Raw genomic sequence first — 16,237 nt, 5'->3', positions numbered from 1 at the left:
CCAGACGACGCTGGCTTTTTGAGGTCAGTGTATTCGTCTCGAACAAAGATCAGCGCAGCTTATGGCGCCATCTGACCACCATTGACGTCCATCACTTGACCTGTGATGTAGCCTGAACACGCATGTGAAGCGAAAAAGGCAAATGTCGGAGCAACTTCTTCGACGCGACCGAAACGCCCCATAGGGATGCTGTCTGCGATGGTCGATTTCAATTGGTCAGATTTATCCTCATGGAATGCTGTGTCGATAGTTCCAGGAGAAACTATATTGAAACGGATATTGTCCTTGGTGAACTCTTTTACCCAGTTACGATGGATATCGTGCAACCAAGCTTTCGACGCTGCATAAACGCCTGCACCAATGCCGCCCCCTTCACGGGCTGCAATAGACCCCGTACTGATCACACACGATGTTTCACCCGATTTGGCAGCAGAGCTTCGAAGATGAGGGATAGAATATTTCGTCATCATCAGGGCCGAGCGGGCATTTAAGTCCATAACTCGGTCAAAAAACGCGTCGTCAATGTTTTCTAAATTTTCACGTCCGCCTAAGCCACCAGCATTATTGATAAGCACATCCATGCCACCAAAGTGATCCGTAAACTCTTTCACCAACCTTTCACAATCAGATGTAACCATCAGGTTTGCTTGGAAAAACTGTGCGTCTCCTCCTAGGGCAATCAGCTCAGCGACAACGGCCTCTGCTTCTGGCGTACTTTGGCGACCATTGATGCCGATCTTCGCTCCATATTTCGCAAACACCCGCGCCGCAGCGAGGCCCATCCCTGCTGTTGAGCCAGTAATAAGTACGCGTTTACCTTTCAAATCGTTAAACATGACGGTTTACCTTAGCTATCTTTATTAAATAATAATACAATATTATATTTATTCGACAAGACGAGTCATCGATCATTTAAGCAATTAAGGCGAGTTTTGGTCTGTTTTGATTAGTAACTGTGGCTTATGTCACAACCATCACTTATATGGACTATTATTTGTATGAATAAATCTGCAGTAGTTAAAAAGATGAGCGATATCGTTAACGACAACAAGTCAACGTAAACAATGATTGCAGAGCACTGTCTATTGGGTTCTGTGAGCCCTCTTATATTACGTCAACATCTGCTTGGTGCATGGTTATGGGAGTGATATAGTACGGCTTAAATAATACATATTTAGCAATAAGTGAAGATTATGTCTGGTGAATTTCATTCTATCTCAGGCTCTAAACGAAGCCTTCATGTGCAGGTAGCACGTGAAATCGCACGTGGTATTTTGTCTGGAAAAATCCCTCAAGGTTCGATTCTTCCTGGCGAAATGGTTCTTTGTGAGCAATTTGGTATAAGCCGCACAGCTCTACGTGAAGCGGTGAAGCTGCTCACATCTAAAGGTCTACTCGAATCCCGCCCTAAAGTCGGTACACGCGTTATCAATCGCGCTTATTGGAACTTCTTAGACCCGCAGCTCATTGAATGGATGGATGGTCTTGCCGATACCGATCAGTTCTGCGGTCAGTTTCTTGGCCTTCGCCGAGCTATCGAGCCTGAAGCCTGTGCTCTAGCAGCGATTCACGCCACTGCCGAGCAACGTATTGAGCTATCAGAAACTTTCCAGCAAATGGTTGAAGTTGCCGAAGCAGAAGAGTTCGACCACGCGCGCTGGATGGAAGTCGATACTCGTTTTCATAGCCTAATCTTCAACGCGACAGGTAATGATTTCTATCTACCATTCGGCAACATTTTAACCACGATGTTCGTTAACTTTATTGCCCACTCTTCAGAAGAAGGCAGTACCTGTATTAAAGAACACCGACAAATCTATGATGCCATCATGGCAGGCAATGCAGATAAAGCACGTCAAGCATCGGCTAACCACCTACTAGACTCCAAGCACCGCCTGACTGCTGTAGACTAAGTCAGTTCTCTCTAAAAATACTGTAAAGCACGCGTTCATCGCGTGCTTTTTTGTGCCTAAACCCCTTTTCACTTAATCGCCAATCCCCTACCTTCGACATAAACATTGCTAATCAGTGACACTTAACTTTAAATTAGATATATTGTAATACAATTAATCCATATTAGAGCGATATGATGTCTGAATCTTTACTGCCAAATATCTTGCAATTTCTTGGGCAAATAGACCCATTTGATAAGCTTCCTAAACCCGCACTGCGCGAGCTTGCTTCTCAGGTTCAAATTGCCTATTTAGGTAAAGGTGAAGTCATTGACCAGTGTGCTACTGGTCAAGAGAAATCTCTCTACATAGTTCGAACAGGCTCGATGGAGCAACGTAAGTCTGATGGCGTACTGCGCGCGAAATTAGGGCCAGAAGACATTTTCGGCTTCACGTTTCTTGGCAGCGAAATTGATAGCAGTAAAGGTTATCGCGCTATCGCCATTGAGAATTCTTTGGTCTACATCATCCCTAACTCCGCGCTCAAAAAATTGTTTCAGGCTCACCCTGATTGCGCTGAACATTTCGCTTCTCAAGCACAAATACGGCTTAAGTCAGCGTTAGATGTCGTTTGGTCGAACAAAGAGAAAGGCTTATTCATTAAACGTGTGGATGAAGTAGCTAGCGGCCGAATCGCTGTCGTCACCGCTGACCAATCGATTCAAACTGTGGCTAATGAGATGCTAACCATGTGCTCACCGTGCGCAGTGGTGTATGAAAACAGTAAGATTGTTGGATTGATTACTGATCGAGATATGACCAAGCGCGTCATTGCTCAAGGGGTAAGTACCGATCGCCCTATTGCAGAAGTAATGACCCATGATCCTCAGACAATTAAACCAGATGACCTCGTTCTCCATGCAGCGTCGATCATGATGCAACATAATGTTCGCAACCTACCCTTAGTTGAAGACAATAAGGTGGTTGGTGTACTTACCACCACTCACCTAGTTCAAAATCACCGCGTACAAGCTATCTTCCTTATCGAAAAAATTAAGTACGCCGGTAGCGTTAAATCCTTATCTAGCTTTACACCAGAACGCCAAGCGATATTCGAAGCCTTGGTCGATGGGCATGTCTCACCTGAAGTGATCGGTAAAGTGATGACAATGCTCATGGACGCCTATACCCGTCGACTCATACAGATTGCGGTAGATAAACTTGGTCCCCCGCCCTGTGACTTTTCTTGGATTGTCGCAGGTTCACATGCGCGTAATGAAGTCCACATGCTCTCTGACCAAGACAGCGCAATTGTTCTTGCCGATAACGCGACAGAGAATGATCGCATCTATTTCAAACACCTTGCTATGATCGTTTCTAATGGGCTCGCCAGTTGCGATTACCCATTGTGTCCGGGTAAATACATGGCAGCCACACCGAAATGGTGCCAGCCTTTAAGCGTATGGAAAAAGTACTATAAAAAGTGGGTAGCGAGTCCAGAGTATGAACGCCTGCTCAACATCAGTGTGTTCTTAGAGATTCGCACCATTTACGGCAACAAGGAGTTTGAAAAGATGCTTCGAGACGAACTCCATAGCAATATTCGTAACAATCGCGAATTTCTGCCCATGCTAGTGAAAGATGCCATCAACACCAACCCACCACTCGGCATTTTTAACAGCTTAGTCTTAGAAAAATCTGGTGAGAACAAAAAGACCCTAGATGTGAAAAAATACGCCATCAATTTGATCATTGATTTAGCGCGAATCTATGGTTTGGCGGTTGAGTGTGACCTATCTGCCACCGACGAACGTTTTAAAGCAGCTAAAAATAAGGGTGTACTCAGTGAAGATGCGTACAAAAACATTCTTAACGCCTACAAGTACATTCTTTCCTTTCGATTCGGTCATCAGTTAGAAGCATTAAAAAACGGTCAAGAACCAAACAATCACATCGATCCAAATACCTTTGGCAGTTTTGAACGTCAACATTTAAAGGACGCGTTCCGCATTATTGCTGATTTACAAGAAGCGGTAAAAGTACGCTTTGGGAGTCGCTAATGAAGCGGATTCTTGAATACTTTCATCCCTGTTCGCAAATAAATCGTAAGCGCGAGCAGTACGCCAAACAAACTACACTGCCAGAGCCTATTAAGGCGCTTGTTCAAACCCCTCATTTAGATGCGACACAGTTAGCACACGACGCGCAATACATAGTGTTGGATTTGGAAACAACCGGATTAGACAGCGAAGAAGATCTGATCTTGTCGATGGGTTGGTTGGAGATTGTTAATGGCAAGGCTGACCTCGCTACAAGCCAGCATATGTACATTAACAGTGATTCCCAAATCAAACCTGAAACCGCAGTGATCAATCACATTACCCCGCAAATGCTGTCCCAAGGCGTCTCTATCCATGATGCCATGGACGCACTTTTCACTGCGGCTCAGGGTAAGATCTTAGTCGCGCACGCATGTATCGTCGAAGCCAATTTCATTAATCAATATTTGTCTCGCGTGTTTGGTCTCGATGAGCCTCCTCTGATTTGGCTCGATACCATGTGCATTGAAAAACACCTACAAAAAGCGATTAACCCACGTGACGAAATTGATGTGACCCTAGCTAACACACGTGCTCGCTACGGCCTACCAGAATATAACGGTCACAATGCCCTTGCCGATGCGGTCGCCACAGCAGAACTCTTTCTCGCCCAACAAGCTCGTATCACCCCACAAGGGAAAACAAGCCTAGGTACACTCTACCGTTTAAGCAGCTAGTATTCACTTCTAGCTAGATACAAAAAGACCCCCAATAATTGTTGTCCAACTATTGGGGGTCACTTCACATCGCTGGTCTTTGTTAATCAGTTATGCAACTTAGAAACTGTAAGTAATACCTATACGGCTACGCAGTTCATAGTCATTATTTGTGGTAGTTCCATTGTTGTCATATCCACCATCTTTTTGGTATGGAGCATAACCAAACTCCGCATACGGTGCCCACTGACCGAAGCTACGGCGAATTGTAGAGTTAAACTCGTAGTTCGTATCTTTGTCTTTATATAGGTCGTAGCCATCTGCTTTGTAGTAGTTCGCTTCTAAACCAAATCTCCACTCTTCGAAGCTATAATTAATGTTACCCGTTAGACGATGACGGCGTTGGTTATCATCATCGATATTTTGGCGAATATCATAACGGTAACGAGCACTGATACTCAGACCTTCAACACTATCAAGCGCGTATGTTGCACGGATTTGCGGCTTGTAAGTCATGCCGGACTCTCGCCCCTCAATTGGCATACCCGGTTGAATTGTCCAGTTATCGTTTAGCTTGAAACGGTAACCTAAATCTAGTTCCCAGCCGTTATTCTTCAAATCTTGTAGGAACTTAGTTCCATCAGCACCTTTAAACTTGAGCTCACCGCTGTAGTAAAAATTATCAATGCTGTCACCCATTTTCACACGAGTCGCATGCTGCTCAGAGCTATGTTTGTACTCATGACGCACATCAAGTGATGCTGCAGATACAGCTCCGCAGGCCATTACAGTTCCCACAGCAATCACAATAGTTTTAATCTTATTCATGGTATTTGTTCCACTTCTATCTTGGTTAAAGGCTCTTTTAACAAGAGCTAAAATCTACGATCTGCATATTTAGCAACAATAAATAATACAAATATAGTAACCACCAAACAGAATAAGAACTGTGAAATCGATCTAATTGTATGATTTATTATCAAATCAAACATTAAGGCTAATTTTAGAACCTGTAACTATCTAATTGTATAATAAAGAATAATCACAAATCAGAACCTCTAACTCTCATAGGACTGTTCGAAAGAAATGTGCACATAGTCAAACTTTTCTCGCCACAAATCAATCAACTTGTAATACAAAACTAGCTATTGTAGTTTACCCAACAACTTTGTTCTTCGTACTTAGCTTTCTACTTGATATGGACACCAATACTTCAAATCAAACACGCAGCCCTGGCACCATCGCTAACGGCCCGCTTAGTAATAAATTCAAGACGTTGTTTATTAGTGTATTTAAGGTGATTCCGAGAGTTCTTCTAGCAATAACCTCCCTATTACTGCTTCCCACTGTCGTCACTCTATTCGCGGTGGCAATTGGTTAACTCTCTCATTAGACCAGCCTTTACCCCACCAACAGAACCACTTCCGGATCAGGCAAGCCTACAATCAAGTCATACAATTAAATGATAAAGAATGACGATATGTACCTTGTCTGAGTCATATTCAAACGCGTTAAAAGCGTACTAGCCTCACTGACTATGCATTAGTTATGCACAAACCTCTTTGCACTTCTGACCTCATTATCATTATTCGATCTCGATCACTTGTATGATTATTTAAAAACCCATTTCACATATCGCCATCACGAATATGAGTTATTGTAGTACAAATAAAGATATTGATAGTTAGTATTGCATTAGGTCATTTAATAACAATCAAAAAGGTCAAAAGATGGAACTCAATACCCTTATTGTTGGCATCTATTTCCTATTTCTAATTGCAATAGGTTGGATGTTCAGAACTTTTACAAGTACCACCAGTGACTACTTCCGAGGTGGTGGTAGCATGCTTTGGTGGATGGTCGGGGCAACCGCTTTTATGACACAGTTTAGTGCTTGGACGTTTACTGGTGCAGCAGGTAAAGCCTATGCAGACGGTTTTGCCGTTGCGGTTATCTTCCTCGCCAATGCCTTTGGTTACCTAATGAACTACCTTTATTTTGCACCTAAATTTCGCCAACTTCGTGTTGTTACGGTTATCCAAGCAATTCGAATGCGATTTGGTAAGTTCAACGAACAAGTATTTACATGGTCAGGCATGCCAAACAGCGTCATTTCAGCGGGTATCTGGCTGAACGGATTAGCTATCATCGCATCTGGCATCTTCGGATTCGACATGACAACTACAATTATCCTTACCGGTCTTGTTGTACTAGTGATGTCCGTAACGGGGGGCTCTTGGGCGGTTATCGCCTCAGACTTTATGCAGATGGTCATCATCATGGCGGTAACGGTGACCTGTGCTGTGGTCGCTATTATCCAAGGTGGCGGCGTGAGTGAAATTGTCAATAACTTCCCGACTCAAGAAGGCGCTTCGTTTGTCTCTGGTAACAACCTCAATTACCTAAGTATCTTTGGCATTTGGGCATTCTTTATCTTCGTTAAGCAGTTCAGTATTACTAATAACATGTTGAACTCATACCGTTACTTAGCGGCTAAAGATTCAAAGAATGCTAAGAAAGCCGCTCTACTCGCGTGCATCTTAATGACAATGGGGCCGCTAATCTGGTTCATGCCTTCATGGTTCATTGCAGGTCAAGGTGTCGACCTTGCGACTCAATACCCAGATGCAGGCTCTAAAGCGGGCGACTTTGCTTACCTATACTTTGTGCAAGAGTACATGCCAGCAGGTATGGTAGGTCTATTGATCGCAGCCATGTTTGCGGCAACCATGTCTTCAATGGATTCTGGCCTCAACCGTAACTCTGGTATTTTCGTTAAGAACTTTTACGAACCTATTCTTCGCCCGCAAGCCACTGAGAAAGAGCTAGTGGTCGTATCTAAACTGACATCAACCTTCTTTGGTCTTGCCATCATCTTGGTTGCACTGTTCATTAACTCACTGAAAGGGTTAAGCCTTTTCGACACCATGATGTACGTGGGTGCTTTGATTGGTTTCCCAATGACTATCCCTGCTTTCTGTGGTTTCTTTATTAAGAAAACCCCTGACTGGGCTGGCTGGGGTACACTAGTTGTAGGTGGTATCGTTTCATATTACGTAGGTTTCGTAATCAATGCCGAGATGGTCGCGAATTGGTTCAACCTAGAGCCACTAACCGGTCGAGAGTGGTCAGATCTTAAAGTGGCTATCGGCCTAGTCGGTCACCTAGTGTTTACAGCAGGTTTCTTCTGCCTAACAACATTGTTCTACAAACCACTATCTGATGAACGTCAAGCTGACGTAGACAAGTTCTTCAACAACCTAGATACGCCACTAGTGTCTGAATCTACTGAACAGAAGAAGCTTGATAATAAGCAACGTAAGATGCTCGGAACACTCATCGCAGTCGCGGGTGTCGGCATTATGGCAATGTTCCTTCTACCTAACCCACTATGGGGACGTATGATCTTCATTCTATGTGGTGCCATCGTCATGGCTGTCGGTCTTTTACTTGTCAAAGCCGTTGATGACAAAGTCGAAAAGGCTTCACAACCTATCACCGAAAGCTAATTTCTTCCTTTAAAGCAGCGGCCGTAACCCGGCCGCTTTCTAATCCAATTAATAAGAACTATGACTATGAAAAAAACCACTATCGCTCTCGTTGTCGCCACGTCAGTTTCGACAATGGCTCTCGTAGGTTGCAGCACGACCGAGCCTCAAACTCAATTGTCTCCTATCGTTTCTGAAACAACGGTAGCTGAAATCACGCGTGATGCTCTTCTTAATACAGATCGCTTAGCGACCGTCGACGGAACTGACATTACGACGCAATCTACAGACGCTGTTGACTCGCTCAAACAGCAGTTAGAAAACGCTCAAGATGGCTCAACCATAACCATACCTTTGGGCAAATACGCGGACCTTGGGATCGTAACGATAAAAGCTGATAACGTAACGATTAAATCCGAAAAGGCTGGCGGTACTTGGTTAACAGGCCTAGTTCAGCTAAGACTTGAAGGTGATGGTATCACCGTTGACGGCTTAGTTTTTACGCAAGGTGGCCCTGCTGAGCGTTTTGGTGGCGTGCGTATGATGGGCAACAACAATACGCTGCAAAACTCTACTTTCTACTACTTTAACCATGCCTATAAATACCAACCAGATGAACGTCGTTCTGAGTACCCTAAATACCTTTGGGTTTCCCTTTGGGGCAAAAATGGCAAAGTCATTAACAACCGCTTTGAAGGTAAACAGAAACGCGGCACTTTAATTGGCGTTCAAAAAGATGACTCGCAAGACAACCATCTCATCGCCAATAATATTTTCTTAGACCAAAAACCAAACCAGTTTAATGAGTTCGACATCAAGGAAGCTATTCGCTACAACGGCAATAGTTGGGAAGCGATCCGCATTGGCGATTCTAAATCTTCACAATGGCCATCTAACTCTAAATTCACCAATAACCTATTGATCGACATGGATGGCGAACGCGAACTGATTTCGATTAAGTCGGGTGGCAATGAAATTTCGGGCAATACGATTTTCGAAAGTGCCTCACTCATCTCTCTTCGTCACGGCAAGGCCAACGTAGTTAAAGATAATGTGATTCTCGGCAATGAAAAACTGCTAACAGGTGGTATGCGTATCTACGACGAAGACCATGTTATCGAGAACAATTACATTGCAGGAACACGCGGCCGTGATGGAAAAATAGAAGGCAATGCGGACTTGCGCGGCGGTATTGTTATTAATACGGGCATCATTGATGTTGCTAACGGAGAAACCCTTGATCAAGCCGTCAAAGGCAAAGAGCTGAATAAACAATGGACACCAAAGAACATTACCATTCGCAACAATACCCTTGTTGATACCGAGTGGGGAATTGTTTATGGCAACCAGACTCACCGTGTCAGCCTGTTTAACAATAGCGAAGTGAAGAATATCTTTGCCGGTGTCGACGTACATTTCGATAGCAATATGGTCGATAACCACCAGCACGAGAAGTTCGTCAGCGTGCGCGCCACACCAGAGCTGCCTTTAGTTAATGCCACCTACCACAACGAGACCTACCTTGGCGCAATAACCAATGCAGAGCAAATCACCTCTTACTCCGTCGAACTGCCATCATCGACACAAGTCAATGGGTTTACCCAGTATAAAGGGGTTGGTGCAGATACAAGCAAACTCACCGTAGTGACGGCTGAAACCGCAGGCCCAGATTATCGCTTGATTAATACGGTTCAATAGAGCCTTACTTAACGATCAAAAAAGCCGCAAATGCGGCTTTTTATCTTTATGGGTGATTGTTAATCCTTATTTGCTAAGCTTCTGCACAAACCTGCTTTTGTACACTAGGTGGTGCTGGCTCATAGTGGCTTAAGCTCATGTTAAAGCTGCCCTCACCTCCTGTTATAGAGCGTAATCGCCTTGCGTAATCTTGCAGTTCATTAATAGGAGACATGGCTTGCAGCAAAGTATAGTTCGCGTCAATCTGCTCTGTGCCCTCAATTAAGCCGCGATTACCCGACAAATCTCCCGAGACATCACCGACATATTGGGTTGGGATCGCCAGTTCCATCTGCACAATCGGCTCTAGTACAATCGGCCCCGCTTCTTGTACTGCTTTCAAGAAGGCTTTCTTACCTGCAATCACAAAAGCGATTTCTTTTGAATCAACCGAATGGTACTTGCCGTCAAACACCGTCACCTCGATATCTTTGATCGGATTACCTGAAATCGCACCTTCTTCTAACGCTTGCTTAATTCCCTTTTCAACGGCTGGAATAAGCGCGGTAGGAATCGCACCACCAACGACTTTGTTAATGAACTTAAAGCCTGAGCCTCGCTCTAGTGGCGCAACTTTTAAATGTACCTCTCCAAATTGCCCTGCGCCGCCGCTTTGCTTTTTGTGACGGTACTGAGCTTCAGCGGGTTTAGTAATGGTTTCGTAATACTCGACACTAGGCTGACTGGTTTCAACTTCAAGTTTGTAGACCGATTGCATCTTCTCTAACGCCACCTTAAGGTGGAACTCCCCTTGCCCACTGATGATGGTTTCATTGGTACGCGCTCTGTGTTCAATTCTCAATGAAGGATCTTCACTCGCGATCTTATTCAGCACATCACTAAGCTTTTGTTCGTCTCCGCGTTTGATCGGCTTCAAACACAGTGAATACATCGGCTGTGGGAAATTAAGTGTTTTAAGCTCGACATCATCTTCGTCGTGTGAGTCATGCAAGATCGAGTCAAACTCTAGCTCATCCACTTTCGCTAGTACGCAAAAGTCGCCTGCTAATGCTTGGTGGATCTCAGTTCGTTCTTTACCTTGCAGCTGGTATAAATGACCCACTTTAAAGGCTTTATTACTCTCCCCGACATAGAGCTGGCTGCCTGCATTGATCTCACCTTGGAAAACGCGAACGTAGGCAAGTTTGCCCATATAAGGATCAACGCTGACCTTATAAACGTGCGCGACGGTGTGCTCTAATGTTTCGCAGTTCACTTTTACTTTATTACCGTTTTTCTCTAGCAAAGGTGGATTGCCTTCATTTGGCATTGGCATAATTTCAGATAGCGTTTTTAGGAGTAGATCCACTCCTGCGCCTGTCTCGGCTGAGACAAAGCAAATTGGGATGATATGCCCGGTTCTTAACGCCTCTTCAAACGGGTCATGCAGTTGTTGCGGCGTCAGCTCCGAACCTTGCTCTAAATAGAGTTCCATTAACTCTTCATCAACCTCAATGACTTGATCGATAAGTGTTTCATGAGCCGCTTCAACATCATTGATCAGCGTTTCTGCATTCATGTTTGGTTCAAAGAAACAATCAACCACCGCTTTTCCATCACTGGTAGGCAAGTTAATCGGCAAGCAGTAGTCACCAAATTTAGCGCTGATTTCATCCAGTAGCTGAGAGAGCTGACTCGCCGCAACATCAAGCTTATTGATGATGATCATTTGGCATTTCTTCTGCTCTTGGGCAAAGGCAAATAAACGTTGAGAGGTTTGAGTGATAGGCTGTTGAGGGTCGATGATAAGCGCTGAGGTTTCTACCGCGGGAAAGACACTTAACGCCCGACCAAGCAATTCATTTTGCCCCGGAGTGTCAATGATGTTCAGTCGATGATTGTCATAGCGCATAGTCACAGGGGTGGCTTCGATACTATGTTGATACTGAATCGACTGGGCATCGAAGTCGGTAATGGTATCGCCTTTTTCAACCTTTCCTAGGGTTCTTGTTGCTTGACAGGTATGGAGAAGCTTTTCGATTAAAGTGGTTTTGCCAGTACCCGTTTGACCAACAAATGCGATATTTCGAATCTTATTGATAGGCATAGAGCCTCCTTGCAAAATGAGTTTCGGAGCGTAGTAAGCACTAGAGTGGCGGGCTTACCGCCTACTCGTCTTCCATGTCATTTTGCGGATCACTCTCTGCATAAAGACCAACTTCAGCTTTCAATGAAGATGGTTTTAGCATGCATCAAATAACCCCACTTTAATGTGACTTATTTCATAGCCAAAGAGGTTAAGATTTGAGCTGCATCAATTGAGGGGGAGATTAGCCTAGAGATCCTAACTTAAGGGCACTTTGAAAGGATATAAAAAGAGCCGCGATTGCAGCTCTTGGTGTTGCAAAAAGAAATGGTCAGCCCGACCATCTTCCGCTAGTGCGCTTCCTATAACGTTCTTAGCTTGTCACAAAGCGGCTCAATGAAATCTCGGTCTTTCCAATAATACTTGTGAGACAATAATGTCATCCCCGTATTGATTTCAAAGTCCGTGATATTAAGGGCATTCGTATACCCTCGCCCCATTGGCTTGAGAGGCCAACCAAGCGCATCGTCTACATCGAAGAAATTCCACCATTCAAAGTCGTCACTTGGCTTTTCAATCGCCTTAATACTCTCTTCGTGCAATCCTGACACAAACAAAGGCATGTTATTACCCGTGCTAAACCAAATACGAACGCGTTTAAGCTTTTCGCGTGCCGCCTCCGCATCTTCACCACCAGGGCTAAAGATGCCTTTCTTGTTTTGAATATCCCAGACATAGTTCGAAAATACCTGATTGCCTAAAGACTGAGCCACAATGACAACAACACCATCTGAGTCAATCTCCTCTAGCAAAGTATTGAACTTGTCATGAACACATCTGGTCACGACAGAACCGAGGCTTTCTGGTGTACTATAGTCTTGAATGTTTGCCGCATCACTAAATGAGAACAACATAAATTGACGGGTCTTTCGAACATCTAAATCGTGATCCTTAGTCATTCGCTTCCACATCGCTACTTGGTTCTCTTGCATCTGAGTGTGGTAATAGACTGACTCAACGGGGATTGATTCTTTATCTACCCCTAGCTCTTTCGCTACTCTAGAGATAAATTTCACGTGGTAAGTGTCTTTTTGGTTTCCCATCCCGTGAAGAGTGAGTATTCCGAATTTATTAGCCATCTGACGCTCCTTATATTTTAAAGCAATCAAAGCATAGAACGGCTAAAGAAAGTTGCGAGTGAGCTGCACCGCGTAATCAAAGCGCTTGGATATCAAATTTCTTGATAGTTCATGTGTGAGGCTGGTCAAGGTACTCGGCTCCAACTTTGTAAAGCAGTTGAACCAACAAAGTCAAAAGTGAAGACCTGACCCTCTATTCACTCCAGGCTGACGATGTAGAAGATCGGTGTCTAACATTTAATATCGCTGCATATGGTGTAGAATTGTTACCCTCAAACAAAGACTTATTGGCACTAAATGAAGTTTTCACAGGCTGTTTGGCTTTTCTTAACTGGCATTGTTGGTGTTTTGTTCGGAGGGCTTTTCCTCGGACTGATGCTGGACAAGTTCTATTCTGGTGAGCTAGAAACCGGAGATATGGCAACGTGGGCGGCTGCTTTTGGCACTATTTGTACGCTTGGATTCTTGATAAACCAACACTCTCAACTTCGTGAAGAGCAAAAAAAAGAGAGAGAAGAACGAGAAGCTCACGAAAAGAAACAGCTAGAAATGTGGGTGGAGCAAAAAGAGCGTCTTTCATTTGAAAAATTTCAAACTCATAAAACGATGTTTAATGGGATGCTCAAAGAACTAGAAAAAAAGTTCGAAGGTGAGTTTTCTTTTTATGATATCGACGGATTGTACGAAAAACTTTTCCCAGCAAACAGTTTTCTGTGTTGCCAGCCAAAAATTTATCTTGGTTCCGAATCAGAAAACCGTGCAGGCTCTCTGAAAGATGCCTTAGATGCCTACACTTTTCTCAATAAAAACTTGGATGACTGCCATAAGTCTAGCGTTCAATATTACAACCATGCACATAGTTACTTGGGAAACCTACTTTCCTTATCATCGATTTTACACGTAAGCTTTAAACCAAACAGTAAATACGGTGGTATGTATGCTGATCTTGGAGAGAAAGATCGTCTTTTTTTACTTAACGTCTTTTCTCCATTGCGAACCGCTGTCATCCTAGAGAATGTACTCAAACGCATTTGTTCATTCACAGGAAATCAAGGTGAGGTGGTTACACTCTCGCACAAGGAAACTTCATTTCTATTTGAGATCATTCAGAAGTTTGCTTTCAAACACACAAACCTAAGAGGGTATAGATTTGAAACCAATGGTAAAGGGAGTGTTATCTATCTGCTAAATGATATAAAAACTGCTCTTTCTTACTATCGTTCGCTTTCAGAAATACCTATAGATACACGCTATTCGTACCTTGTAAGCCTTTTCACTAATGAGCACAAAATGAAAAACCTACTATCTTCAGATTCTTACAATATACACCGTAGTTTAGCAGATATGGCATTTGCACTGAAAGACTTGAGGGAAAATTATGTTTTTGCAGGTGAACAGAGCAAAGTTCTAAGAAAACTTGAGGAACGAGCTACCAGCTTACAGAGTGCTTACAAACCACACCAATGACTCTATTCGTGCTACTTTATCCTGCCTTAAGTTTGTCAGTTTTGAAGAAATAAAACTTATCCGGTGCAGTAATTTCAACACATAAATCTGCACTTTCGAATTCTTGCATAACGTTATTTGTATTTTCAGCTGCAGTGCAATAAATAAAACAGTTCGTAGATTCCACTTTATGCTGAACCTTGATGGAAGCGCCAGTCCTGCCGCTGCTAACACCTAAAAGTGTTTAAAGGGACATTCCCCAAAAAAAGAGCCGCAATCGCGGCTCTTATCATTTATGTCTTTAGTAATCCGTAAAATTACTCTTTACCAAACACGTTGTTCTCTTGCTCTTGTACACGGATGAAGGTTGTACGCTTAGTTAGCTCTTTAAGCTTTGCTGCGCCTACGTAGGTACAAGTTGAACGTACACCACCAAGGATGTCAGAGATAGTGCCGTGAACAGAGCCGCGGTATGGCAATAGTACGGTTTTTCCTTCAGCAGCGCGGTACTTAGCAACACCACCTGAGTGCTTATCCATAGCAGACTGAGAAGACATGCCGTAGAACTTCATGAAAGTTTTGCCGTCTTGCTCGATCACTTCGCCGCCTGACTCTTCGTGACCTGCTAGCATACCGCCTAGCATAACGAAATCAGCGCCGCCGCCGAAGGCTTTTGCTACATCACCTGCACATGAACAACCACCGTCACCGATGATCATGCCACCAAGGCCGTGCGCAGCATCACCACATTCGATGATTGCAGAAAGCTGAGGGTAACCAACACCTGTCTTAACGCGAGTTGTACATACAGAGCCTGGGCCGATACCCACTTTCACGATGTCTGCACCTGCTAGAATAAGCTCTTCACACATATCGCCAGTTACAACGTTACCCGCAGAGATAACTTTGTTAGGGAATGCGGCACGTACCTTCTCTACGTACTCGACTAAATGCTCAGAGTAACCGTTCGCGATATCAATACAGATGAAGATAAGTTCTTCAGATAGCGCCATGATTTCTTTTGTTTTTTCGAAATCAGCATCTGAAGTACCCGTAGAAACAAACACGTTGTTTAGTGTTTTTTGATCCGCTGATTTCACGAAGTCAGCCCATTGCTCTACGGTGTAATGTTTGTGAATTGCAGTCATCACGCCATGTTCCGCTAGAGCCTTCGCCATTTCGAAGCTACCGACTGAATCCATGTTTGCTGCAATTACTGGTGTGCCAGACCATTGACGACCACTATGCTTGAATGTAAAATCGCGGGTTAATTCAACTTGAGAACGACTTTTAAGAGTAGAACGCTTCGGGCGGAATAGTACATCTTTAAAGCCTAACTTAAGTTCTTGTTCGATACGCATGATAAATTTTCCTATAAGCAAATTTACGTGTCGTGCGTTTTCGGTAAACGTTGGCAGACGCTTTACTGAGTTTCGGACACAAAAAAACCGGAGCGTTGGCAGACGCTCCGGTTTTCAGCATTATAGGTCGTGATTTATTTCCCGCAAGACTGATATTTCCAATTTTTTTGTGATACAGTTCGGTTAAGTTGCATACCTAAGTAACTCCTTTCTCAGCAATTATTCGGTCTTCTCCCTTAAAAACAATCACTTAACTCAAAGCATGCTAACCGTTTGCGCAATCCTTTTCGTCTTTGCACTGTCCAACTTCTGAACGATTGGCTAATTCACCTACCAATAATCAGCTTCGAACTCTCATTTTTGCCCTTTTGAAGCACTGAAGTTTTCAAAAAA

Annotated in this window: 11 protein-coding genes; 6 read left to right on the top strand and 5 right to left on the bottom strand. The window is 43.8% G+C overall.

Translation table 11 applies throughout. The annotated features are described in order from the left end of the window. Positions 1-59: 59 nt before the first annotated feature. Positions 60-836, bottom strand: a complete 777-nt coding sequence (locus LYZ37_RS18205) for an SDR family NAD(P)-dependent oxidoreductase (protein WP_272788244.1) — start codon at positions 834-836, stop codon at positions 60-62. A 357-nt stretch (positions 837-1,193) separates the two neighbouring features. On the opposite strand from LYZ37_RS18205, the gene LYZ37_RS18200 reads away from it, so the two are divergent. From LYZ37_RS18200 to LYZ37_RS18190, 3 genes are all read left to right on the top strand, one after another. After that, positions 1,194-1,913, top strand: coding sequence for a FadR/GntR family transcriptional regulator (locus LYZ37_RS18200; RefSeq protein ID WP_272788243.1), 720 nt, complete (start codon positions 1,194-1,196; stop codon positions 1,911-1,913). A 176-nt stretch (positions 1,914-2,089) separates the two neighbouring features. Beyond that, on the top strand, positions 2,090-3,952 hold the full coding sequence (locus tag LYZ37_RS18195) for a DUF294 nucleotidyltransferase-like domain-containing protein (protein ID WP_272788242.1): 1,863 nt from the start codon (positions 2,090-2,092) through the stop codon (positions 3,950-3,952). Beyond that, on the top strand, positions 3,952-4,668 hold the full coding sequence (locus tag LYZ37_RS18190) for a 3'-5' exonuclease (RefSeq protein ID WP_272788241.1): 717 nt from the start codon (positions 3,952-3,954) through the stop codon (positions 4,666-4,668). The genes LYZ37_RS18195 and LYZ37_RS18190 overlap by 1 nt, the downstream gene beginning before the upstream one ends. A gap of 99 nt (positions 4,669-4,767) precedes the next feature. On the opposite strand, the gene LYZ37_RS18185 is transcribed toward LYZ37_RS18190, so the two are convergent. After that, entirely contained in the window at positions 4,768-5,475 is a 708-nt protein-coding gene (locus LYZ37_RS18185) for an oligogalacturonate-specific porin KdgM family protein (protein ID WP_272788240.1), read from the bottom strand. A gap of 902 nt (positions 5,476-6,377) precedes the next feature. Here LYZ37_RS18185 and LYZ37_RS18180 point away from each other — a divergent pair. Both LYZ37_RS18180 and LYZ37_RS18175 read left to right on the top strand, forming a co-directional pair. Continuing rightward, positions 6,378-8,156 (top strand): sodium:solute symporter family protein, encoded by a 1,779-nt coding sequence (locus LYZ37_RS18180; protein WP_272788239.1) that lies wholly within the window; start codon positions 6,378-6,380, stop codon positions 8,154-8,156. A 66-nt stretch (positions 8,157-8,222) separates the two neighbouring features. After that, the gene (locus LYZ37_RS18175; RefSeq protein WP_272788238.1) at positions 8,223-9,833 is read left to right on the top strand and encodes a polysaccharide lyase 6 family protein; all 1,611 of its coding nucleotides are present in this window, start codon (positions 8,223-8,225) and stop codon (positions 9,831-9,833) included. 73 nt (positions 9,834-9,906) lie between these two features. Here the strand turns inward: LYZ37_RS18175 and fusA are convergent, their stop codons facing one another. Then, on the bottom strand, positions 9,907-11,919 hold the full coding sequence (gene fusA, locus LYZ37_RS18170; RefSeq protein WP_272788237.1) for an elongation factor G: 2,013 nt from the start codon (positions 11,917-11,919) through the stop codon (positions 9,907-9,909). Between the two features lie 341 nt (positions 11,920-12,260). After that, the gene (locus LYZ37_RS18165; protein WP_272788236.1) at positions 12,261-13,037 is read right to left on the bottom strand and encodes a hypothetical protein; all 777 of its coding nucleotides are present in this window, start codon (positions 13,035-13,037) and stop codon (positions 12,261-12,263) included. Between the two features lie 297 nt (positions 13,038-13,334). Between LYZ37_RS18165 and LYZ37_RS18160 the strand changes: the two genes are divergently transcribed. Further along, entirely contained in the window at positions 13,335-14,504 is a 1,170-nt protein-coding gene (locus LYZ37_RS18160) for a hypothetical protein (RefSeq protein WP_272788235.1), read from the top strand. A 296-nt stretch (positions 14,505-14,800) separates the two neighbouring features. Here the strand turns inward: LYZ37_RS18160 and LYZ37_RS18155 are convergent, their stop codons facing one another. Beyond that, positions 14,801-15,844 (bottom strand): GMP reductase, encoded by a 1,044-nt coding sequence (locus LYZ37_RS18155; RefSeq protein ID WP_004746952.1) that lies wholly within the window; start codon positions 15,842-15,844, stop codon positions 14,801-14,803. Between the last annotated feature and the right edge of the window lie 393 nt (positions 15,845-16,237).

It is taken from the genome of Vibrio tubiashii, assembly GCF_028551255.1.
GTDB lineage: Bacteria > Pseudomonadota > Gammaproteobacteria > Enterobacterales > Vibrionaceae > Vibrio > Vibrio tubiashii_B.
Note: the sequence above shows the minus strand (reverse complement) of the source record. Positions and strands in the feature narration are given on the sequence as shown.

What these genes read in the sequence shown, in the direction of transcription:
- fusA (WP_272788237.1), bottom strand. Translation starts at nt 11,919, where the DNA reads ATGCCTATCAATAAGATTCGAAATATCGCATTTGTTGGTCAAACGGGT.
- LYZ37_RS18165 (WP_272788236.1), bottom strand. Translation starts at nt 13,037, where the DNA reads ATGGCTAATAAATTCGGAATACTCACTCTTCACGGGATGGGAAACCAA.
- LYZ37_RS18160 (WP_272788235.1), top strand. Translation starts at nt 13,335, where the DNA reads ATGAAGTTTTCACAGGCTGTTTGGCTTTTCTTAACTGGCATTGTTGGT.
- LYZ37_RS18180 (WP_272788239.1), top strand. Translation starts at nt 6,378, where the DNA reads ATGGAACTCAATACCCTTATTGTTGGCATCTATTTCCTATTTCTAATT.
- LYZ37_RS18200 (WP_272788243.1), top strand. Translation starts at nt 1,194, where the DNA reads ATGTCTGGTGAATTTCATTCTATCTCAGGCTCTAAACGAAGCCTTCAT.
- LYZ37_RS18205 (WP_272788244.1), bottom strand. Translation starts at nt 836, where the DNA reads ATGTTTAACGATTTGAAAGGTAAACGCGTACTTATTACTGGCTCAACA.
- LYZ37_RS18175 (WP_272788238.1), top strand. Translation starts at nt 8,223, where the DNA reads ATGAAAAAAACCACTATCGCTCTCGTTGTCGCCACGTCAGTTTCGACA.
- LYZ37_RS18190 (WP_272788241.1), top strand. Translation starts at nt 3,952, where the DNA reads ATGAAGCGGATTCTTGAATACTTTCATCCCTGTTCGCAAATAAATCGT.
- LYZ37_RS18155 (WP_004746952.1), bottom strand. Translation starts at nt 15,844, where the DNA reads ATGCGTATCGAACAAGAACTTAAGTTAGGCTTTAAAGATGTACTATTC.
- LYZ37_RS18195 (WP_272788242.1), top strand. Translation starts at nt 2,090, where the DNA reads ATGTCTGAATCTTTACTGCCAAATATCTTGCAATTTCTTGGGCAAATA.
- LYZ37_RS18185 (WP_272788240.1), bottom strand. Translation starts at nt 5,475, where the DNA reads ATGAATAAGATTAAAACTATTGTGATTGCTGTGGGAACTGTAATGGCC.